The organism is Pseudomonas sp. FG13 (assembly GCF_057809755.1).
The window spans coordinates 15,202-36,791 of the sequence record NZ_JBMDKO010000038.1 but is presented as its reverse complement, the minus strand read 5'-3'; the positions used below and the strand labels follow the sequence as shown (position 1 = coordinate 36,791).

Below are 21,590 nucleotides of genomic sequence, written 5' to 3'. Positions count from 1 at the left end.
CCGCTTGTCAGAAAGTGAATGCAAGGAACAAACATGCAAATCAATCCCAACAAAGACACCCAATTGTGCATGTCGCTGTCGGGGCGGCCCGGAAATTTCGGCCTGCGGTTTCATAATCACCTGTATGAGCAGTTGGGCCTGAACTTCTATTACAAGGCTTTCAGCAGCCGGGATTTGCCTGGTGCGATCGGTGGTATCCGCGCCTTGGGCATTCGCGGGTGCGGCGTGTCGATGCCGTTCAAGGAGGCTTGCATTGCCTTGGTCGATGAACTGGACGCCTCCGCCGCCGCGATCCAGTCCATCAACACCATCGTCAACACCGATGGTCATCTGAAGGCTTACAACACCGACTACATCGCCGTCGCCCAGTTGCTGCAAACCCATGCGGTGCCCAAGGACTCGTCCTTTGCCCTGCGCGGCAGTGGTGGGATGGCCAAGGCCGTGGCCAGCGCCCTGCGTGATGGCGGCTACCAGCAAGGGCTGATCGTCGCCCGCAACGAAACCGCCGGGCGGGCCCTGGCCGAGTCCCTGGGGTATGAATGGCAAGCCGAACTGGGTGAGCGGCGGCCTCGGATGCTGATCAATGTCACGCCGATCGGCATGACCGGGGGACCGGAAGCCGATCAACTGGCGTTCGAGCCCGACGCCATCGCGGCGGCAGAGACCGTGTTCGACGTGGTGGCGATTCCATCGGAAACGCCGCTGATCGTGCGCGCCAGGGCCGAGGGCAAGCGGGTCATCACCGGGTTGGAGGTGGTTGCGATCCAGGCCCTGGAGCAGTTCGTGCTGTATACCGGCGTGCGGCCCAGCCTGGAACAGTTCGAGAAAGCCGTGGCGTTTGCCCGGTCCGCATAGGACCTATTCCAGCCGTGCGAGCCGTTCTTCCAGTGCCGCGATTCGCGCTTCGAGCTCTTCGATGCGCTCCAGCGACACACCGCTGCCGGCGCCGCGTTCCACCGGGTGCTGGCGGGCGGTAAGGATCGCTTCGATGTCCGCCGGGTCGCCCATGGCATGGACGTAGCGATCCTCTCGCTGCCCGACCTGGCGTGGCACCAGCAGCGCCAGCCCACGGGCAATCAGGCGTTCAAGTTGATGCAGCACCTGGTCAGTGTCTTCGAAATCGTGCATGCGGCCACTGCGGGTCAACAGTTCGTTGACCGTTTGTGGGCCGCGCAGGAACAGCAGGCCCATCAGGATGACTTGGGCCGGTACCAGCTCCAGGGCCTTGTCGACCCGATGCTCCCAGCGGTCGGCGCGGCTGCCCATGACCAATTTGGTAAAGCCGCGGCCCTCCAGCGCCCGCAGGCTCTGGCCGACCTGGCCCGGGGTGAGGTTCATCACCGGTTCACGGCTGGTTTTCTGGTTGCAGGCCAGTACCAGGGCGTTGAGGGTCAATGGGTAGGTTTCCGGGTTGGTGGCCTGTTTTTCGACCAGTGCACCGAGGATGCGGATTTCCGTGCTGTTGAGCCGTGGTTCTTCGGCCTGGCCTTGTTCTTCGATGCTCATCGCGCGTCCCCTATGCTGTGAAGCCGCCTAGCCTAATCCTTGCGCAATAAAAGACAAGGTGTGCAACAAGCCGTGGCTATAATCGCATCCGTTTGATGTGCTCCTTCCTTTCACCTGCATGAGATCGCCATGACTATTTCTCTGTACGCCGCTTCCATCCCGGTTTTCAAGCAGATGCTCAACGCCATGAGTGACGTCCTGAACAAGGCCGAAGCCCACGCGACTGCAAAAAACATCGAGCCGAACGCTTTCCTGCAAGCCCGCCTGTACCCGGACATGTTCCCGCTGGTACGTCAGGTGCAGATTGCCGTGGATTTCGCCAAGGGTGTGTCCGCTCGCCTGGCCGAGATTGAAGTGCCAAAGTATGACGACAGCGAAACCACCTTCGCCGAGCTGCAAGCCCTGATCGCCAAGGTATTGGCCTTCATCGACGGCATCAGCCCCGCGCAGATCGATGGCAAGGAAAGCATCGAGATCATCACCCGCCCAGGCACGCCGAAGGAAAAACGCTTCACCGGTCAGAACTACCTGCTGACCTACGGCCTGCCGCAGTTCTTCTTCCACGTCACCACCACCTATGCGCTGCTGCGTCACAACGGTGTAGAAGTGGGCAAGCGCGACTACATGGGCGCGTTCTAAGCCTGCCGGCATGAAAAAGCCCGGGACGGTGTGAGCCGTTCCGGGCTTTTTTGTGGCTGTCTGTCATGTCCTCGGCGTAGATACTTCCGCTATCGCGAGCAGGCTCGCTCCCACATTGCGGTTGCCGCTGGCCCCTGTGGGAGCGAGCCTGCTCGCGATGACGGTGATGCATCCACCGCAACGGTTATGCCGTGCGAGCCAGTTTCTCTTCCTCACCCAGGCATGCCGCCGCAGTGAACAGCACATCGGTGGAAGAGTTCAGCGCTGTCTCCGCCGAGTCCTGCAGGACGCCGATAATGAACCCAACGGCCACCACCTGCATGGCGATTTCGCTCGGGATACCGAACAGGCTGCACGCCAGAGGGATCAGCAGCAGCGAGCCGCCAGCCACGCCGGACGCGCCGCAGGCGCAAATGGCTGCGACGACGCTCAACAGCACCGCTGTCGGAATGTCCACCGCGATCCCCAGGGTATGCACCGCGGCCAGGGTCAGTACGGTGATGGTGATAGCGGCACCGGCCATGTTGATGGTCGCACCCAGCGGGATCGATACCGAGTAAGTGTCCTCATGCAGGCCCAGGCGGTTGCTCAGCTCCAGGTTAACCGGAATGTTGGCCGCCGAGCTGCGGGTGAAGAACGCGGTGATGCCGCTTTCGCGCAGGCAGGTGAACACCAGCGGGTAGGGGTTGCGCCGCAGTTTCCAGAACACGATGAGCGGGTTGACCACCAGTGCGACGAACAGCATGCAGCCGATCAGCACGGTCAACAGGTGCAGGTAACCGAGCAGGGCGCCGAAACCGGAGGTAGCCAGGGTCGAGGCGACCAGCCCGAAAATCCCCAGCGGGGCGAAGCTGATCACCAGGCGCACGATCACGGTCACGCCGTTGGACAGGTCATCGAGCACGGTGCGAGTGGTTTCGCCAGCATGACGCAGTGCAATACCCAGGCCGATGGCCCAGGCCAGGATGCCGATGAAATTACCGCTGGTCAGTGCGCGGACCGGGTTGTCCACCACGCTGAGCAGCAGGCTCTGCAGCACTTCGCCAATGCCACCGGGAGCGGTGACGGCGACGTCCTGGGCGGACAGCACCAGGCTGGAGGGAAACAGGGTACTGGCAACGACCGCAACCACCGCCGCAGCGAAGGTGCCCAGCAGGTACAGGAACAGGATTGGCCGGATATGGGTTTCCTGGCCCTGCTTATGGTTGGCGATCGAAGCCATGACCAGCACGAACACCAGAATAGGAGCCACGGCCTTGAGGGCGGACACGAAGACCTTGCCGATGAATGCGGTGGATTTCGCCACGTCCGGCGCCAGCCAGGCCAGGGCGATACCAATGATCAGACCAATGACGATTTGCGTCACCAGGCCGGTGCGTTTGAAGCGTTGCAAAAGAGAAGGGGATAAAGCAGTCATAACGGCTATCCATGTGTTTTTTGTTGTGGGCGACGGTCGGCGTTCAGGGCAACAAGCGGGCAGACCACGTGAGCGGGACCGGAAAAAATGTTCAACGTTTGCGGGGCGCGGACTTTAGCACAGCCCGGTAAAGAATCTGACGGACCTGTGACGATCCGTCACTCAGGTGTTTAAGCACATTTGTCTGTCGCCCACATTCTGTTAGGCTTTGGTCCTCTCACCTCTCTCTTCTTCCAGCGGGCCTCAAGCCAACGCTGATGTTGTCGTTTTGCCGGAGTTCTGCATGTTGTTACCCATTTTCCTGTTGTCGGCCGCCGGCTTCACCGTGCTGACCACGGAATTCATCATTGTCGGCCTGCTGCCATCCATCGCTCGCGATCTGCACGTCAGCATTCCCCAGGCCGGATTGCTGGTGACACTGTTCGCGTTTACGGTGGCGGCGTTCGGTCCATTCCTGACAGCCTGGTTTGCCCGTTTCGAGCGGCGCAGGCTGTTTATCAGCGTACTGCTGATGTTCGGCCTGGCCAACACATTGGCGGCCGTTGCCCCCGATATCTGGGTCATGGCCATTGCCCGGTTGATCCCGGCCCTCGGCCTGCCGGTGTTCTGGGCACTGGCCAGCGAAACGGCGGTGGACATCGTCGGGCCGCAGTACGCGGGGCGGGCCATTGCCCGGATCGGCTTCGGCATCGTCTGCGCCACGGTATTCGGGATCCCGGTGGGAACGCTGATATCCGATGCGTTCGGCTGGCGCAGTGCGTTCGCAATCCTGGCCGTCATCGCTTTCGCCAAGGCGTTATTGCTGTTCATCTACTTGCCGAAAACCAACCTGCACTTGCATCAGGTCAGCTTCCGCTCGCAGTTCAAGATCCTGCGCAGCCCGCTGATGCAAGGCCATGTGCTGTTGTCGATCCTGGTGTTCAGCGGCATGTTCACCGCCTACACCTACCTGGCCGACATCCTCGAGCGTCTCGCCGGGTTCGATGGCACGCTGGTAGGCTGGTGTCTGATGGGGTTCGGCGCCGTGGGGCTGGTGGGCAATTCCCTGGGTGGTCGAGCGGTGGACCGGCATCCGCTGATTGCGTCGATGGTGTTCTGCCTGTTCATGATCGGTGGCATGGTGGCGTTGGTGCCGAGCATTCACTCGACCCTGTGGCTGGCCGCGGCGATGGCGATCTGGGGCGTGACCCAGGCCGCTCTGTTCCTCGTCAGTCACGTGCGACTGATGAAGGCCGCCCCGGAGGCGCCAGCCTTTGCCGCGTCGCTGAACATCGCTGGCGCCAATCTGGGCATTGGTCTGGGGGCGATGGTCGGCGGGCGTGTCATCGATACGCTGGGCCTGGGCAGCGTCGGTTTTGCGGCGGCCGGTTTCATCCTGGTATCGATCCTGCTGGCGTTGCTGCTGATGACTTTCAAGCCCCGACCCGTCCACGCTTAGTGGAACAACTCGCGACGTGCGCCTTCGGCAATCGCGACGATGCCCGGGTGGCTGACCTTGCGTTCCACGGAGATGGCATAGAACGACTCGCTCACCGCGTCGGTCTGGCCGATCTCCTGCACGCCGTACTGGCGCTTCACTTCTTCGGCGATCACGCTCGGGCCGATGAAAATGCCGCTGCCTGACTGACCGAAGGCCTGCATCAACGCGCTGTCGTCGAACTCACCGACGATGCGCGGCTGGATCTGCTGCTCGGCGAACCAGCGTTGCAGGCGGCTGCGGACCACGGTTTCCGGGCCGGGAATCAGCAGGGGGGCGTCCTGCAGGCCTCGAGGAAAATCCTGCCCGTAGCGTTCGGCCAGTGCGGCGGTGGCGAAGAAGCTGATGCCGCATTCCCCCAGTTTCTGGCTGTAGCCCTTGATGTCCAGGTGACTGGGCATCGGACTGTCGGAAATCACCAGGTCCAGGCGCTGGATCGCCAGGTCCGCCAGCAGCCGTTCGAGTTTGTCCTCGCGGCAGGTGATGCGCAGCGGTTCGCTCAGTTCCATGGTCGGCGCCAGCAATCGATAGACGATGGACTTGGGCACCACGTCCGCCACCCCGACCCGGAACAGCGTCTGTTGTTCGTTGGGCTGGGCCCGGAGCATCAGCTCCAGTTCGCCTCCCAATTGGAACATGTGCTCGGCGTAGGGCAGCGTCTGGCGCCCGGCTTCCGTCAATTCCAACTGCCGTCCGACGCGGCGAAACAACTTGATGTTATACGTCTGCTCGAACAGGGAGATCTGTCCGCTGATGGTTTGTGGCGTCAGGTTCAGTTGCTCGCACGCCCGCACGATGCTGCCCGTCTTGGCCACCACCCAGAAGTAATGCAGTTGTCGATAGTTGAGCATGGGTTCACTTGGTTTCGTAAAAACCGAAGTATAACCGCTGAAAATACGAATTTTCCTGAAGTATCGACGTCTCTAGAATGCCTGGCCATTGGTGAGCCATCTTCGGGCTCCATGTTTCCTCAGAGGCTTCTAACCATGACATACAAATCCCTGGGTCTTGCAGCCATGCTAGCGATGTCTTCAATGGCGCTCGTGGGCTGCGAACAGGCTGAAAAAAGTGCCGAACAATTGGCCCAGCAGTTGAAGGAACAAGCGGTCGATGCGGCCAAGAAAGCCATCGACGATACCCACAAGGCAGCCGAGCAGGCGCTGAACGACGCCACCGGCGGGTTGATCAGCCCCAAGAAGGAACCGGCGCAGGACGCTGACAAAGCCGAATCTTCTACCCAAGCCATTTAACCCCGTCACATCGAGCCAGGACTGACCCATGGACTATCTTTTACAACTCGCTGCCAGCCCCACTGCCTGGATCGCCCTGGCGACCCTGGTCGTCATGGAAATCGTGCTGGGCATCGATAACCTGATCTTCATTTCGATCCTGACCAACAAGCTGCCCGAACAGCATCGCGTCAAGGCGCGGCGAATTGGTATCGGCATGGCGCTGATCCTGCGCCTGGGCTTGTTGAGCACCATCGCGTTCATTGTGCAGTTGACGGAGCCGGTCATCGAAATCCTCGGCCAGGCGTTCTCCTGGAAGGACATGATCCTGATCGCCGGCGGTCTGTTCCTGCTGTGGAAGGCCACGACCGAGATCCACCACAGCATGGACCCCGCGCCAAACGATCCGAAGTCGGCCACGTCTGGCGTGACCCTCGGGTTTGCCGCCGCAATCGGTCAGATCCTGATGCTAGACCTGGTGTTTTCCATCGACAGCATCATCACGGCCGTGGGCATGACCGAACACTTGCCGATCATGATCATCGCGGTGGTGGTGTCGGTACTGGTGATGTTGCTGGCGGCCGAGCCCCTGGCCCGATTCATCAATAACAACCCGACGGTGGTCATGCTGGCGCTGGGCTTCCTGATCATGATCGGCATGACGCTGATCGCCGAAGGCTTCGGCGCCCATGTGCCCAAGGGCTACATCTACGCTGCCATGGCGTTCTCGGCTGCGATTGAGGTGTTGAACATGATGGCCCGTCGCGCCCGGCAAAAGGCATTGGGCAACGAAGCCTGATTGCAGGCATGCAGAAGCCGCCCGGGTCCGACCCGGGCGGTTTTTTTTTGCTTTATGAAAGTAGGCGTTCAGTGCGCGGCGGCGTGGCGTCGAGTGGGTTCCGTGGGTTTTTCCGTTTTCGATGAAGACGGATGATGGCGACGGGTGATCCGCAGCACGCCCCACAGCATGGCCGCCGCTACGCTCAACCAGCCGAATACCAGCATCAGAATTATCGTTGTCAGGCTCATGCGGCCTCCCTCAGCCCCGGTCCAGGGCAACGCACTTGGTTCAATGGACAGTCTAGTCGTTCAAGTGTTGCAGGCAGTCGTTCGCAGTCGTAGGCGACGGACAGGTTCGTTCTATCGCGGCGGCGAGACTGCTGTTTAAGGCTATACCCGAGCCAGTGGGCGCTTTATGATCGACGGCCCAAGCCTGACCCGTTCATCGGGTACCTGAACTAGAGACTCATCATGTTGCCGGTCATTCCCTCTTTTCGATCACTGGTATTCGCGACGGCCTGCCTTGCGGCCCTGGCGGGTTGCGCGGGCAGCGTGTCGCCTCAAATCCAGCGCCTGCCCGAACGGGTGGAGCTCAACAGCGTGCCGTTCTATCGCGGCGATATGTACCAGGGGGCGCCACAATCCCTGGCCGCCGTGTTGACCTCGCAGGGTACGGTGATTACCCCGGGGTTGCTGGAGAAGCCATTGCACCTGCCAGGTGGCGAAGCGGGCTTGCAGCAGAATATGCAAACCCTGGCGCGCGAGTATGGGTTGGTGGTGTATCCCCTCGACAATGAATTGTCCGCATTGTTGGAGCAGGTCGCAGCAGGCAACCCGGTGTTGCTGCGCTACACCGAGGGCACGGCATTCTGGTCCGGGCCTCGATACGGGATTCTCGCCGGCTATAACCGGCAGAAGCGCACGGTCTTGCTGCGTTCGGGCATGAACCGGAGGCTGTTGATGAGCTTCAGTGGGTTCGAATCGGCCTTCAAGGACGCCGGCGGCTGGGCAGTACTGCTCCAGCGACCCACGCAGCTTCCGGCCAACGTCAACCCGCAGCGCTGGTTGAGAGCGGCGGACGAGCTGGCCGGAGCAGGGCAGGAGCAGGCCGCGGCGCGCGCCACCAGGGCCCTGGGTACAGCGCATTGATGGCTTGCCCCGTTCGTCACCTGCCGGGCACGACCCGGCACGCCTGAAACTCTTATCGTCAGGGTCCGGACTGTCCGGGCCATGATTCAAGGAGGCAGGTATGGCACAGTCGAAAACGCCCACGGGGCCCCATTCTTCCGAGCATTCATCCGCGGATGATGAGCTGGGATTCGATCCGGATTCTCCGGATCTCGATGATCCGCAAGTCGATCCCATCGGGCCGGCCAAGGCCCCTCGTGATGAGCAAGACAAGCACGGCGAACCTCGGGACAAGACCTATGATCCGCTTGGTGATCTGAAGCATTGAGCGAAAAAAAGCCCGACGAGTCGGGCAGTGTTGCTCTCCAGGGTTTATGAGCCTGTGGCGAGGGGGATAAATCCCCTCGCCACAGATGACGCCGCGTTCGTCATTACTTGGAGGCTTCCACCACTCCGCTCTGGCGACTCTTGAGGTTCTTCGCCGCCTTGTACTGCATGGCCACCGCCGGAACGTTGGTGCTCTTGCCCGTTTCCACCCAGCTGCGTATCCGGCTGGCGTCGGCGAAATGGGTGTATTTGCCAAAGGCATCGAGGATAACCAGCGCCATCGGGCGATTGCCCATTTTCGTCACCAGTACCAGGCAGTGACCGGCCTGGTTGGTGAAGCCGGTCTTGGTCAATTGGATATCCCAGTTGTCCTTGTGGATCAGGTGATCGGTGTTGCGGAAGCCCAGGCTGTAGACCGGCTTGCGGAAAGTGACGGTCTTTTCCTTGGTAGTGCTCAATTCGCTCAGCAGGGGGTATTTGCGAGCAGCGATCAGCAGCTTGGTCAGGTCCCTGGCGGTGGATACGTTATGGATCGACAGGCCTGTCGGCTCGACATAATGGGTGCTGGTCATACCCAGTGCCTTCGCCTTGGCGTTCATGGCGGCGATGAACGCTGCGTAACCGCCTGGGTAATGATGCGCGAGACTGGCGGCGGCGCGGTTTTCCGAGGACATCAGGGCAATCAGCAATACATCGCGGCGCGACAGTTCGCTGTTGAGCTTGACCCGGGAAAACACCCCTTTCATTTCCGGGGTGTTGGTAATGGTGATGGAGATGTATTCGTTCAGGTCCTGCTTGGCATCCAGCACGATCAGCCCGGTCATCAATTTGGTCACCGACGCGATGGGGACCACCACATCCGGATTGCTGGAGTACACGACTTTATCCGACTGCAGATCCAGCAACATCGCGCTGCCCGAAGCGACTTGCAGTTTTGACGTGTCTCGAGGGGCTGCGATGGTTTCCTGCGCGTTGATGTTCTGCGTGATAAGCGCGCCTGAGAAAGCGATGAACAGGCTGAGGATCGAAAGACGGATTTTCACGCGAATAGACTCGATAGAGTTGAAGAGGCCGTTCAGCAACGGCTTTTGAAAAAAGCGCTGCATTTTATGAGTATGGGCGACAACGGCGCTACATGCCTGTACCGCTGGGCCTCGAGAATAAATAAAGTTTAATGAAGGGGGGCAAACCAATGTGGGAGCGAGCCTGCTCGCGAAGGCGGCGTATCAGCGATTTCATGGCTGACTGACACACCGCTTTCGCGAGCAGGCTCGCTCCCACAGGGTTTTGCTTTGGCCGGGGAAACTCAGCTATGCAGCGTCTCGGCCGCGTACAGCGTGTTTTCCAGCAGGCAGGCTCGGGTCATCGGGCCCACGCCGCCAGGTACCGGTGTGATCCAGCTGGCGCGGGGCAGGGCGGTCTCGTAGACCACGTCACCCACCAGCTTGCCGTCTTCCTGGCGATTGATGCCGACGTCGATGACGATGGCGCCTTCCTTGATCCACTCGCCCTTGACCAGGCCCGGTTTGCCGGCGGCCACGACCACCAGGTCGGCGCGTCCGACATGGCCGGCCAGGTCCTTGGTGAAGCGGTGGGTCACGGTCACGGTGCAGCCGGCCAGCAGCAGTTCCATGGCCATCGGCCGGCCAACGATGTTGGATGCACCCACGACGACGGCATCGAGGCCATAAAGGTCCACGCCAGTGCTTTCCAGCAGCGTCATGATGCCTTTGGGGGTGCAGGGGCGCAGCAACGGGATGCGCTGTGCCAGGCGACCGACGTTATAAGGGTGGAAGCCGTCGACGTCTTTGTCCGGACGGATGCGCTCCAACAATCTGGAGGCGTCCAGGTGTTCAGGCAGGGGCAGCTGGAGCAGAACGCCGTCAATGTTAGGGTCATCGTTCAGGCGATCGATCAGATCGGCCAGCGCTTGCTGGGTGGTTTCGGAAGGCAGGTCGTAGGCCTGGGAAAGGAAGCCGACCTCTTCACAGTCTTTACGCTTGTGCGAGACATAAACCTGAGAGGCGGGATCGCTGCCGACCAGGATCACCGCAAGACCGGGCGTGCGCAGGCCTTGCTGGCGACGCTCGGTGACGCGTTGGGCGATCTGCTGGCGCAGGCTGGCGGCGATCGATTTGCCGTCGATAAGTTGTGCAGTCATTGCGCGTGGTTAACCATCGAGAGGGGAAAAAAAGAGAGCGCATTCTCGCATGCCGAGGCGTGAGGGCAAAGGCGCTTGGTCTGCAAATTCCCCTAACCCCTTTAATTAAATGAATTTTTTTTAAAAAAGAGTTGACGACCTATCAGGCCGTCTATAACATTCGTCGCACTTGTCGGGCACAGCCTAGCACTGGTTAAGAAGGTGGAGCAGAGTTGGATGTTTCAACTCGGCAAAACTGAAAGCACTTAGTTTGTAATCGTCAAAGAATACAGATTAAAAAGGCGCCCGTAGCTCAGCTGGATAGAGCATCCGCCTTCTAAGCGGATGGTCGCAGGTTCGAGTCCTGCCGGGTGCGCCATTAGGCAGCTTTGGCACAAGTAACGCAACAAGGCAATATGGTGGGCGTAGCTCAGTTGGTAGAGCACGGGATTGTGACTCCCGTTGTCGTGGGTTCGATCCCCATCGTCCACCCCATATTCTAGAAAGGCGCCAGATCTAACAATCTGGCGCCTTTGCTTTAAAAGCTTGATACGCGGATGTGGTGGAATTGGTAGACACACTGGATTTAGGTTCCAGCGCCGCAAGGTGTGAGAGTTCGAGTCTCTCCGTCCGCACCATACAAGTCGCTATTTGAATAGCAGAGAACGGCGCAGTACCTGAAGAGGGCTGCGCCGTTTTTGTTTTCGGCATTCAGATGATTTGTTGCCTGTCTTGTTTTGGGGCAGGTTTGGCGATGGGTTGTTGCGATTGTGTTTCGCGATGATGCGCGGTATGCCCGTCGGTCTCCTGGTGAAGATCGAGTGCCGGGGAGGTGCAGGTCACGCCTCTATATATAGAAGCGTCGGCGCAGAGCCCCCGCAATGGTCGGTTGTATTTGCAATCCGGGCGAGGCATGACCGTTTGCCTCGCTCCTAATGCCGGCGCCTGTTTTTCCGCCGTTTTCAGTAGGGTGACTTCTTGAGTTTGACCTACTAGAATGCATGCCCTTGATTCTGGGGTCGGAAAACGCCCGGCCAACGTCTGTGCAACGAGGAATATCCATGCAAGTTTCTGTTGAAAATACTACTGCTCTTGAGCGCCGCATGAGCATCACCGTGCCGGCTGAGCGCATCGAGACTCAGGTCAACAAGCGTCTGCAGCAGACTGCCCAAAAGGCCAAAATCCCAGGTTTCCGTCCAGGCAAGGTGCCAATGAGCGTGATCCGTCAGCGTTACGAAGCTGATGCGCGCCAGGAAGCCGTGGGCGACGTGATCCAGTCTTCGTTCTACGAAGCCGTGGTCGAGCAGAAGCTGAACCCGGCCGGCGCGCCATCCGTCGAGCCTAAAGTGCTGGAAAAAGGCAAGGACCTGGAATTCGTCGCCACTTTCGAAGTGTTCCCCGAGTTCACCGTTGCCGGTTTCGAGTCCATTGCCGTCGAGCGCCTGAGCGCTGACGTGTCGGATGCAGACCTGGACAAGATGCTGGACATCCTGCGCAAGCAGAACACCCGTTTCGAAGTGGCCGATCGCGCTGCCCAGAACGAAGATCAACTGAACATCGACTTCGTCGGCAAGGTTGACGGTGAAGTGTTCGCTGGCGGTTCCGCCAAGGCCACCCAGCTGGTGCTGGGCTCCGGCCGCATGATCCCAGGCTTCGAAGATGGCCTGGTCGGCGCGAAAGCCGGTGAAGAGCGCGTTCTGAACGTGACCTTCCCAGAGGACTACCAGAACCTGGACCTGGCTGGCAAAGCCGCCGAGTTCACCGTGACCGTAAACAGTGTTTCCGAGCCGAAGCTGCCTGAGCTGAACGAAGAGTTCTTCGCCCAGTTCGGTATCAAGGAAACCGGTCTGGAAGGTTTTCGCGCCGAAGTTCGCAAGAACATGGAGCGTGAGCTGCGTCAGGCCATCAAGTCCAAGGTCAAGAACCAGGTCATGGACGGTCTGCTGGCTTCCAACCCGATCGAAGTGCCGAAGGCGCTGCTGGACAACGAAGTGAACCGTCTGCGCGTGCAGGCTGTTCAGCAGTTCGGCGGCAACATCAAGCCTGATCAACTGCCGGCCGAGCTGTTCGAAGAGCAAGCCAAGCGTCGTGTCGTGCTGGGCCTGATCGTTGCTGAAGTGGTCAAGCAATACGAACTCAAGCCTGACGAAGCCCGCGTTCGCGAGCTGATCCAGGAAATGGCTTCGGCTTATCAGGAGCCTGAGCAAGTCGTGTCCTGGTACTACAAGAATGACCAGCAACTGAACGAAGTCCGTTCGGTTGTGCTCGAAGAACAAGTTGTGGATACTGTTCTGCAGAAAGCTAGCGTGACCGATAAAGCGGTCTCTTACGAAGAAGCGGTCAAGCCGGTGGAAGCTCCACAAGCCGATTGATTGTTCTGCGGTAAGAAATACACACCATAAGCCAGCCTTCGCGCTGGCTTATGCGTATTCAAGACATAACTATTTGGGAGTGACTGCGAGACATGTCCCGCAATTCTTTTTATCAGCAGAGCTCTGACATCCAGGCCGCAGGCGGCCTGGTCCCGATGGTTATCGAGCAGTCCGCCCGCGGCGAACGTGCCTATGACATCTACTCGCGCTTGCTCAAGGAACGCGTCATCTTCCTGATCGGGCCCGTTGAAGACTACATGGCCAACCTGGTTGCGGCGCAACTGCTGTTCCTTGAAGCGGAAAACCCGGACAAGGATATCCATCTTTATATCAACTCACCCGGCGGTTCGGTGACTGCAGGCATGTCGATCTACGACACCATGCAATTCATCAAACCAGACGTTTCCACCATCTGCATCGGCCAGGCCTGCAGCATGGGCGCTTTCCTGCTCGCCGGCGGCGCTGCGGGCAAGCGTCATTGCCTGCCTAACTCGCGCATGATGATTCACCAGCCATTGGGCGGTTTCCAGGGCCAGGCGTCGGACATCGACATCCATGCCAAGGAAATCCTCCACATTCGTTCGCGTTTGAACTCGCTGTTGGCTCATCACACCGGTCAAAGCCTCGAAACCATTGAGCGAGACACCGAGCGTGACAACTTCATGAGCGCCGAGCGTGCAGCCGAATATGGCCTGATCGACTCCGTGATCAACAAGCGTCAAATGCCTGCCTGAGCCACTCAAAATGCAGGTGGTTGGGATGACCGGCCGCCTGCGGGCTTGAAAAAGCCCGCAATTGCCTTCATCTTGTGTTGCAAGCCTATCGGATTTGGATCGATCGAATGACTGACACCCGCAACGGCGAGGACAACGGCAAACTGCTTTATTGCTCTTTCTGTGGCAAAAGCCAACATGAAGTACGCAAATTGATTGCCGGCCCCTCGGTCTTCATTTGCGACGAGTGCGTCGACCTGTGCAATGACATCATCCGCGAGGAGGTGCAGGAAGCCCAGGCCGAAAGCAGCGCGCATAAGTTGCCTTCGCCTAAAGAAATCAGCGGCATCCTTGACCAATATGTAATTGGTCAGGAGCGTGCGAAAAAGGTATTGGCCGTAGCGGTTTACAACCACTACAAGCGCCTCAACCAGCGTGACAAAAAGAATGACGAGGTCGAACTCGGCAAGAGCAACATCCTGCTGATCGGCCCGACAGGCTCGGGTAAGACCCTGCTTGCCGAAACCCTGGCCCGTTTGCTGAACGTTCCGTTCACCATCGCCGACGCAACCACCCTTACCGAGGCGGGTTACGTGGGGGAGGATGTCGAGAACATTATTCAGAAGTTGTTGCAGAAGTGCGACTACGATGTCGAAAAGGCCCAGATGGGCATTGTCTACATCGATGAAATCGACAAGATTTCCCGCAAGTCCGACAACCCGTCCATCACCCGGGACGTATCCGGTGAGGGCGTGCAGCAGGCCTTGCTCAAGTTGATCGAAGGTACGGTCGCTTCCGTTCCGCCCCAGGGTGGTCGCAAGCATCCGCAGCAGGAGTTCCTGCAGGTCGACACCCGTAACATCCTGTTCATCTGCGGTGGTGCGTTCTCCGGCCTGGAAAAGGTCATTCAGAACCGTTCCACTCGTGGCGGCATCGGTTTCAATGCCGAAGTGCGCAGCAAGGAGGAAGGTAAGAAGGTCGGTGAATCCCTGCGTGAAGTCGAGCCTGACGATCTGGTCAAGTTTGGTCTGATCCCGGAATTCGTCGGTCGTCTGCCGGTTCTGGCGACGCTTGACGAGCTGGATGAGGCTGCGTTGATGCAGATCCTGACCGAGCCGAAGAATGCTCTGACCAAGCAGTATGCCAAGCTGTTCGAAATGGAAGGTGTAGACCTGGAGTTCCGTTCCGACGCGCTGAAGTCGGTGGCCAAGCGTGCCCTGGAGCGTAAGACCGGTGCCCGTGGGTTGCGCTCGATTCTCGAAGGCGTATTGCTCGACACGATGTACGAAATCCCCTCGCAGTCCGAGGTGAGTAAAGTCGTGATCGACGAAAGTGTCATAGAAGGCAAGTCCAAGCCACTGTATATCTACGAAAACAGTGAGCCGGCTGCCAAGGCCGCACCGGACGCTTAAGCGTCCTGCTGCTGGAACAAAGGAGGGGCCTTCGGGCCCCTTTGCTTTTATGTGGCGAGGGGATTTATCCCCTCGCCACATAGCGTTGTGTATAACTTTTATTTCTTTTAACCGTCTGGCATTTGCCTTAGCGCTTGTTTTTTTTCAAGGCTGCCCCCATCTTGGTTTCAAGCTTACTTCCATCTGTTTCCGGCCTTGTGGCCGCCGTTGAGGCGAAATCATGAAGACAACCATCGAATTGCCTCTCTTGCCATTGCGCGATGTCGTGGTATATCCGCACATGGTTATCCCGCTGTTCGTGGGGCGCGAGAAGTCCATCGAAGCCCTCGAGGCCGCGATGACGGGTGACAAGCAGATTCTGCTGGTGGCTCAGAGAAATCCTGCTGACGATGACCCCGGTGAAGACGCGCTTTATCGCGTAGGTACCATTGCAACGGTTCTGCAATTGCTCAAGCTGCCCGACGGCACCGTCAAGGTCCTGGTCGAAGGCGAGCAGCGCGGGGCGGTCGAGCGTTTCAGCGAAGTGAACGGCCATTGCCGCGCCGAAGTGTCACTGATCGACGAAGCCGACGTACCCGAGCGTGAGTCGGAGGTGTTCGTCCGCAGCCTGTTGTCCCAGTTCGAACAATATGTGCAGTTGGGCAAGAAAGTGCCCGCTGAGGTGCTGTCGTCGCTGAACAGCATCGATGAGCCCGGCCGGCTGGTCGATACGATGGCTGCTCACATGGCGCTCAAGATCGAGCAGAAACAGGAAATCCTCGAGATCATCGATCTGTCCGCCCGCGTCGAACACGTGCTGGCATTGCTCGATGGCGAGATCGATCTGCTGCAGGTTGAAAAGCGCATTCGTGGTCGCGTCAAGAAACAAATGGAGCGTAGCCAGCGCGAGTACTACCTGAATGAGCAGATGAAGGCCATTCAGAAAGAGCTGGGCGATGGCGACGAAGGCCATAATGAAATCGAAGAGCTTAAAAAACGCATCGATGCCGCTGGTTTGCCCAAGGATGCTCTCGCCAAGGCCCAGGCCGAGCTGAACAAGCTCAAGCAGATGTCGCCGATGTCCGCGGAAGCCACCGTGGTGCGCTCCTACATCGACTGGCTGGTACAGGTGCCGTGGAAAGCCCAGAGCAAGGTGCGTCTGGACCTGGCCCGTGCCGAAGACATCCTCGACGCCGACCATTACGGCCTGGAGGAGGTCAAGGAACGCATCCTCGAATACCTCGCCGTACAAAAGCGCGTGAAGAAAATTCGTGGTCCTGTGCTGTGCCTGGTTGGTCCTCCCGGGGTCGGTAAAACCTCCCTGGCGGAGTCGATTGCCCATGCGACCAATCGCAAGTTCGTGCGAATGGCCCTTGGCGGCGTGCGTGACGAAGCGGAAATCCGTGGTCATCGCCGTACCTACATCGGTTCGATGCCAGGAAGATTGATTCAAAAGATGACAAAGGTCGGCGTGCGCAATCCGCTGTTCCTTCTGGACGAAATCGACAAGATGGGCAGCGATATGCGTGGCGATCCTGCTTCCGCATTGCTCGAAGTGCTCGATCCGGAGCAGAACCACAACTTCAACGACCATTATCTGGAAGTCGACTACGACTTGTCGGATGTGATGTTCCTGTGTACCTCCAACTCCATGAACATCCCGCCAGCGTTGCTGGACCGTATGGAGGTGATTCGTCTGCCGGGCTACACCGAGGACGAGAAGATCAACATCGCCGTCAAATACCTTTCGCCGAAGCAGATCCAGGCCAATGGTCTGAAAAAAGGCGAACTGGAATTCGATGAGGAAGCGATTCGCGACATCATCCGTTACTACACCCGCGAAGCTGGTGTGCGGGGCCTGGAGCGTCAGATTGCCAAGGTCTGCCGCAAGGCGGTCAAGGAACATGCGCTGGAAAAACGCTTTGCGGTCAAGGTCACTTCCGACCTGCTGGAGCACTTCCTGGGCGTACGCAAATTCCGCTACGGCCTGGCCGAGCAGCAGGATCAGATCGGTCAGGTGACCGGCCTGGCGTGGACTCAGGTGGGTGGCGAGTTGTTGACCATCGAAGCCGCCGTGGTACCGGGCAAAGGGCAACTGATCAAGACCGGTTCCCTGGGCGATGTGATGGTCGAGTCGATCACTGCGGCGCAGACGGTCGTTCGCAGCCGTGCCCGGAGCCTGGGCATTCCCCTGGACTTCCATGAGAAGCGCGACACGCATATCCACATGCCTGAGGGGGCGACGCCTAAAGACGGTCCTAGCGCCGGCGTAGGCATGTGCACGGCCCTGGTGTCGGCATTGACCGGCATTCCGGTCCGCGCCGACGTTGCCATGACCGGTGAAATCACCCTGCGTGGGCAGGTACTGGCGATTGGCGGGTTGAAGGAAAAACTGCTGGCGGCACACCGTGGCGGAATCAAGATCGTGATCATTCCAGAGGAGAATGTGCGCGATCTGAAAGAAATTCCTGACAATATCAAGCAGGATCTTCAGATCAAACCGGTTAAATGGATTGACGAAGTCCTGCAAATTGCGCTGCAATACGCGCCGGAGCCCTTGCCGGATGTGGCTCCGGAGATTGTCGCGAAAGATGAGAAGCGAGAGTCTGACTCTAAGGAAAGAATTAGCACGCATTAATACGCATTTGCCTGGGGGGCTTCCTTGACAGTTTTTTAGAGCCCTTGTTATAAAGCGGCTCTTAAGTGTCTGTAGGCCATTCAGCACTCGTTTTTGCTTTCACCAAAAAAACTTAGAATCATCTCAAATAGATATAAGGGGACTTAGAGTGAACAAGTCGGAACTGATTGATGCTGTCGCTGCATCCGCTGATATCCCGAAAGCTGCTGCTGGCCGCGCGCTGGACGCTGTAATCGAATCCATCACTGGTGCTCTCAAGGCTGGCGACTCCGTTGTTCTGGTTGGTTTCGGTACCTTCGCCGTTACCGATCGTCCAGCTCGTACCGGTCGCAACCCACAGACCGGTCAAGCACTGCAGATCGCTGCTGCCAAGAAGCCTGGCTTCAAGGCCGGTAAAGCACTGAAAGACGCCGTTAACTAAGTTTCATTGAGTTTATCCGGGTCGGGGTCATGCCTGGCTTGGCAGCGGAGCGGTAGTGGGATCGGTTTCAACCGATCTGTCGTACCAGGGCTCGCGGGTTCGAGCCCGGTCCGCTCCGCCAGTTACGAGAAGGCGCATCCTCGGATGCGCCTTTCTTCTATCCGGATTCTACCCACGCTCCACGGTTGCCTAATTTGAAGTTCAACCGTTTCTGGGGGACGCATGCTGCAGAATATCAGGGACAATTCACAAGGCTGGATTGCCAAGACCATCATCGGGGTCATCGTCGCATTGATGGCGTTGACCGGTTTCGATGCCATTTTCAAAGCCACCACCCACAGCAATGACGCGGCCAAGGTCAACGGCGAGAACATCAGCCAGAACGAGCTGAGTCAGGCGGTCGACATGCAACGCCGCCAGCTCATGCAACAGTTGGGCAAGGACTTCGACGCCTCCCTGCTGGATGAAAAGATGCTTCGCGATTCAGCGCTCAAGGGCCTGATCGATCGCAAGTTGCTGCTGCAAGGCGCCCACGATGCGAAGTTCGCTTTTTCCGAAGCCGCGCTGGACCAGGTGATCCTGCAGACGCCTGAGTTCCAGGTGGAGGGCAAGTTCAGCCCGGAACGTTTCGACCAGGTGATTCGCCAGCTGGGTTACAGCCGCCTGCAATTCCGCCAGATGCTGGCCCAGGAAATGCTGATCGGCCAACTGCGCGCCGGCTTGGCCGGAAGCGGTTTCGTGACCGATGCCCAGGTGTTGGCGTTTGCCCGTCTGGAAAAACAGACCCGCGATTTCGCCACCCTGACCCTCAAGGCTGATCCTTCGGCAGTGAAGCTGACCGATGACGAGGTCAAGGCCTATTACGACAAGCACGCCAAGGAATTCATGACCCCCGATCAGGTGGTGATCGATTACCTGGAGCTGAAGAAAGCCGCTTTCTTCGATCAGGTCAGCGTCAAGGATGAAGACCTGCAAGCGGCGTATCAGAAAGAAATCGCCAACCTGTCCGAACAGCGTCGGGCCGCCCACATCCTGATCGAAGTGAACGACAAGGTCACCGAAGCCCAGGCCAAGGCGAAGATCGAGGAAATCCAGGCTCGCCTGGCCAAGGGTGAATCGTTTGAAGCCCTGGCGAAGGAGTTCTCCCAGGATCCGGGTTCGGCCAACAATGGCGGTGACCTTGGCTATGCCGGTCCAGGTGTCTACGATCCGGCGTTCGAAAAGGCGCTGTATGCGTTGAGCAAGGATCAGGTTTCGGCACCGGTGCGCACCGATTTCGGTTTGCACCTGATCAAGCTGCTGGGTGTCGAAGCATCTGAAGTGCCAACCTTCGCCAGCCTCAAGGACAAGTTGACCCGCGAGCTGAAAGCCCAGCAGGTGGAGCAGCGTTTCGTCGAGGCGACCAAGCAGCTGGAAGATGCTTCGTTCGAAGCTTCCGATCTGGCGCAGCCGGCCCAGGACCTGAAACTCACCGTTCACACGTCGGCGCCGTTCGGTCGCGAAGGTGGGGATGGGATCGCGGCGAATCGCGCTGTCGTCGCGGCCGCGTTCAGCCCGGAAGTGCTGGATGAAGGTGCCAACAGCACCGCCATCGAGCTGGATCCGGAAACCGTGGTGGTGCTGCGTGCCAAGGAACATCGCAAGCCCGAGCAACTGCCGCTGGAAAGCGTGGCTGCGGCCATCCGTACCCAGTTGGCCAAGGAGCACGCCATCGAGGCCGCCAAGACCCGGGCCGACGAGCTGATCGCCAGCCTGCGCGAAGGTAAGACGCCGCTGGCCAAGGCTGTCGACGGTCAAAGCTGGAAGGTCGTCGAGGCGGCGACTCGCAACCAGGAAGGTATCGAACCTACGGTGCTGCAGGCATTGTTCCGCATGCCAAAACCCGAGTCCAAGGACAAGCCGACGTTTACCAGCGTGACCTTGCCCGACGGCAACCTGATGCTGGTGCAACTGCGTGGCGTGAATGAAGCCGCGGCACCGACCGACGCGGAGAAGGCCGAATATCGCCGCTATCTCGCGTCCCGTGTTGGCCAGCAGGACTTTGCGGCTTATCGCAAGCAGCTGGAAAGCGAGGCGGACATCAAGCGTTTCTGATGTCCTGATGGCTTGCCAAAAAAAGACCCCGGCCGAAAAACCGGGGTCTTTTTGTGTCTGCTTATTGCTAAATGACAGGATGTTCATCGGCCCACTGGATTTACGTCTTTTTCCCGCAAACAACCCCCAGTAGACTTGTAACCCCTTTGAGACACGAATACCCACGCTGCCGGTGGGCGTTCTGTTGCACAATACGCCCCCGGACCGTTTTCCTCAGGATGTTCAATGTTCAGATCATTTCACATGCGCACCGTCGGACTGGCACTGATGCTGGTCGCCGCAGCCGGTTGCTCGTCGAAGAAAGCCGCTATTTATGAGCATGAAAACTTCGATGATTCCGGTACGTTCTCCCGCACTTATCCGGTGAGCGACACGGTGACCTGCGAAGCCGGGCGCCGGGCCTTGCTCAGCCAGGGCTACATCATTACCAGCAGCGACCCGAAACTGGTCAGCGGTCACAAGAGTTTCCAGCAGACCGGCGATACCCACATGGAGATCAGCTTCAACCTGGTCTGTGCCGAAGACGGTGGTGCCGGACATCGTGCGACCATGTTTGCCAACGCGTTGCAGGACCAGTATGCGCTGAAGAAAGTCAACAACTCCGCCAGCTTAGGCGTGGGTGTGTTGGGTTCGGTGTCGATGCCGATCGGCTCGTCGGATGATTCGATGGTCAAGGTGGCCAGCGAAACCGTATCGGCGACCAAGTTCTACGAGCGTTTCTTTACCCTGGTGGAGATGTTCCTGCCTGCGGAAGCGAAGAAGGGCGCACCGGCTGCCGAGAAGCCCAACACTGAGCTGGGCGTTCCGGAACCCAAGGCCGAACCGGCTGCCTTGACACCCACTCCGACGCCAGCTGCGCCGGTAGCTGCCCCAGCCCCCGCCGAAGCGGCGCCGGCAGCATCGGAGCCCGTCGTACCGCCCGCGGAGCCTGCGCCGATTGCACCCAGCGAGCCCGCGCCATACGTAGGCCCGGAATCGACGCTGGAAGAGATCAAGCCACCGCCGCCCAGTGATTTGCCCCCGCCGACCGAGGCAATCCAGCCGCTGCCTTCATCCTGAGAATCCGTGGCAAGGATGTCATGCCTTGTCACACCTCCATAGGTTGATTTCCCATCGTTGTGCTACGTTTAAAACATGAAGCCTTTGCTTCATGTTTTGTTCATAAAGCAGCTTTATTCTGACACCAAGGCCATCAGGCGTCGGTTCAACGATATGGGAAGGATTCAAAATGGATGATTATCAGGAAGAGCTGCTGGAATATCAGGCCTACGAGCTGGATCCGTTGGAGCCCGCCGAGGATGCGACGGAGTTGTAACAC

At 58.9% G+C, this 21,590-nt stretch carries 20 protein-coding genes and 3 tRNA genes; 17 read left to right on the top strand and 6 right to left on the bottom strand.

Translation table 11 applies throughout. The annotated features are described in order from the left end of the window. Positions 1–33: 33 nt before the first annotated feature. A complete protein-coding gene (locus ACODTO_RS23040; RefSeq protein WP_175361243.1) occupies positions 34–855 on the top strand; it encodes a shikimate 5-dehydrogenase in 822 nt (273 codons plus the stop codon). A gap of 3 nt (positions 856–858) precedes the next feature. Here the strand turns inward: ACODTO_RS23040 and ACODTO_RS23035 are convergent, their stop codons facing one another. Next, positions 859–1,506, bottom strand: coding sequence for a YceH family protein (locus ACODTO_RS23035; RefSeq protein ID WP_489107096.1), 648 nt, complete (start codon positions 1,504–1,506; stop codon positions 859–861). Positions 1,507–1,635: 129 nt separating this feature from the next. Here ACODTO_RS23035 and ACODTO_RS23030 point away from each other — a divergent pair, with 129 nt between their 5' ends. Beyond that, positions 1,636–2,145: a DUF1993 domain-containing protein gene (locus tag ACODTO_RS23030; protein WP_139641690.1), complete on the top strand. Its 510-nt coding sequence runs from the start codon at positions 1,636–1,638 to the stop codon at positions 2,143–2,145. A 184-nt stretch (positions 2,146–2,329) separates the two neighbouring features. Here the strand turns inward: ACODTO_RS23030 and sstT are convergent, their stop codons facing one another. Further along, positions 2,330–3,562, bottom strand: coding sequence for a serine/threonine transporter SstT (gene sstT / locus ACODTO_RS23025; RefSeq protein ID WP_139641692.1), 1,233 nt, complete (start codon positions 3,560–3,562; stop codon positions 2,330–2,332). A gap of 283 nt (positions 3,563–3,845) precedes the next feature. Here sstT and ACODTO_RS23020 point away from each other — a divergent pair, with 283 nt between their 5' ends. Next, positions 3,846–5,000 carry an MFS transporter gene (locus ACODTO_RS23020; RefSeq protein ID WP_175361245.1) on the top strand — a complete coding sequence of 385 codons (1,155 nt, stop codon included), beginning with the start codon at positions 3,846–3,848 and terminating at the stop codon, positions 4,998–5,000. Here ACODTO_RS23020 and nhaR read toward each other — a convergent pair. After that, the gene (gene nhaR, locus ACODTO_RS23015) at positions 4,997–5,890 is read right to left on the bottom strand and encodes a transcriptional activator NhaR (RefSeq protein WP_041021197.1); all 894 of its coding nucleotides are present in this window, start codon (positions 5,888–5,890) and stop codon (positions 4,997–4,999) included. The genes ACODTO_RS23020 and nhaR overlap by 4 nt on opposite strands. Positions 5,891–6,025: 135 nt before the next feature. Between nhaR and ACODTO_RS23010 the strand changes: the two genes are divergently transcribed. Continuing rightward, positions 6,026–6,289, top strand: coding sequence for a hypothetical protein (locus tag ACODTO_RS23010; protein WP_139641694.1), 264 nt, complete (start codon positions 6,026–6,028; stop codon positions 6,287–6,289). Positions 6,290–6,317: 28 nt separating this feature from the next. Further along, entirely contained in the window at positions 6,318–7,067 is a 750-nt protein-coding gene (locus ACODTO_RS23005; protein WP_175385293.1) for a TerC family protein, read from the top strand. 68 nt (positions 7,068–7,135) lie between these two features. Here the strand turns inward: ACODTO_RS23005 and ACODTO_RS23000 are convergent, their stop codons facing one another. Further along, the gene (locus tag ACODTO_RS23000; protein ID WP_175361247.1) at positions 7,136–7,297 is read right to left on the bottom strand and encodes a hypothetical protein; all 162 of its coding nucleotides are present in this window, start codon (positions 7,295–7,297) and stop codon (positions 7,136–7,138) included. A 222-nt stretch (positions 7,298–7,519) separates the two neighbouring features. On the opposite strand from ACODTO_RS23000, the gene ACODTO_RS22995 reads away from it, so the two are divergent. Next, complete coding sequence (locus ACODTO_RS22995; protein WP_489107095.1) at positions 7,520–8,197, top strand: peptidase C39 family protein; 678 nt, start codon at positions 7,520–7,522, stop codon at positions 8,195–8,197. Between the two features lie 100 nt (positions 8,198–8,297). Continuing rightward, positions 8,298–8,504 (top strand): DUF6021 family protein, encoded by a 207-nt coding sequence (locus ACODTO_RS22990; RefSeq protein ID WP_139641699.1) that lies wholly within the window; start codon positions 8,298–8,300, stop codon positions 8,502–8,504. A 103-nt stretch (positions 8,505–8,607) separates the two neighbouring features. On the opposite strand, the gene pbpG is transcribed toward ACODTO_RS22990, so the two are convergent. After that, positions 8,608–9,546 carry a D-alanyl-D-alanine endopeptidase gene (pbpG, locus tag ACODTO_RS22985; protein WP_139641700.1) on the bottom strand — a complete coding sequence of 313 codons (939 nt, stop codon included), beginning with the start codon at positions 9,544–9,546 and terminating at the stop codon, positions 8,608–8,610. Positions 9,547–9,809: 263 nt separating this feature from the next. Then, complete coding sequence (gene folD, locus ACODTO_RS22980; RefSeq protein WP_139641702.1) at positions 9,810–10,664, bottom strand: bifunctional methylenetetrahydrofolate dehydrogenase/methenyltetrahydrofolate cyclohydrolase FolD; 855 nt, start codon at positions 10,662–10,664, stop codon at positions 9,810–9,812. A 281-nt stretch (positions 10,665–10,945) separates the two neighbouring features. Here folD and ACODTO_RS22975 point away from each other — a divergent pair. From ACODTO_RS22975 to ACODTO_RS22930, 10 genes are all read left to right on the top strand, one after another. Next, a tRNA-Arg gene (locus ACODTO_RS22975) sits at positions 10,946–11,022 on the top strand. Positions 11,023–11,062: 40 nt separating this feature from the next. Then, positions 11,063–11,138 (top strand) — tRNA-His (locus ACODTO_RS22970). Positions 11,139–11,196: 58 nt separating this feature from the next. Next, a tRNA-Leu gene (locus ACODTO_RS22965) sits at positions 11,197–11,281 on the top strand. A gap of 423 nt (positions 11,282–11,704) precedes the next feature. Beyond that, positions 11,705–13,015, top strand: a complete 1,311-nt coding sequence (tig, locus tag ACODTO_RS22960; RefSeq protein WP_175361248.1) for a trigger factor — start codon at positions 11,705–11,707, stop codon at positions 13,013–13,015. A 92-nt stretch (positions 13,016–13,107) separates the two neighbouring features. Further along, positions 13,108–13,749: an ATP-dependent Clp endopeptidase proteolytic subunit ClpP gene (gene clpP, locus ACODTO_RS22955; RefSeq protein ID WP_003183177.1), complete on the top strand. Its 642-nt coding sequence runs from the start codon at positions 13,108–13,110 to the stop codon at positions 13,747–13,749. Between the two features lie 107 nt (positions 13,750–13,856). Beyond that, positions 13,857–15,140: an ATP-dependent Clp protease ATP-binding subunit ClpX gene (gene clpX, locus ACODTO_RS22950; protein WP_024778305.1), complete on the top strand. Its 1,284-nt coding sequence runs from the start codon at positions 13,857–13,859 to the stop codon at positions 15,138–15,140. A 220-nt stretch (positions 15,141–15,360) separates the two neighbouring features. Further along, entirely contained in the window at positions 15,361–17,757 is a 2,397-nt protein-coding gene (gene lon / locus ACODTO_RS22945; RefSeq protein WP_139641705.1) for an endopeptidase La, read from the top strand. Between the two features lie 148 nt (positions 17,758–17,905). Then, positions 17,906–18,178 carry an HU family DNA-binding protein gene (locus ACODTO_RS22940; RefSeq protein WP_047703756.1) on the top strand — a complete coding sequence of 91 codons (273 nt, stop codon included), beginning with the start codon at positions 17,906–17,908 and terminating at the stop codon, positions 18,176–18,178. 222 nt (positions 18,179–18,400) lie between these two features. Next, on the top strand, positions 18,401–20,272 hold the full coding sequence (locus ACODTO_RS22935) for a SurA N-terminal domain-containing protein (RefSeq protein WP_489107094.1): 1,872 nt from the start codon (positions 18,401–18,403) through the stop codon (positions 20,270–20,272). Between the two features lie 225 nt (positions 20,273–20,497). Beyond that, on the top strand, positions 20,498–21,331 hold the full coding sequence (locus ACODTO_RS22930) for a DUF2242 domain-containing protein (RefSeq protein ID WP_139641709.1): 834 nt from the start codon (positions 20,498–20,500) through the stop codon (positions 21,329–21,331). The last annotated feature ends 259 nt before the right edge of the window (positions 21,332–21,590 follow it).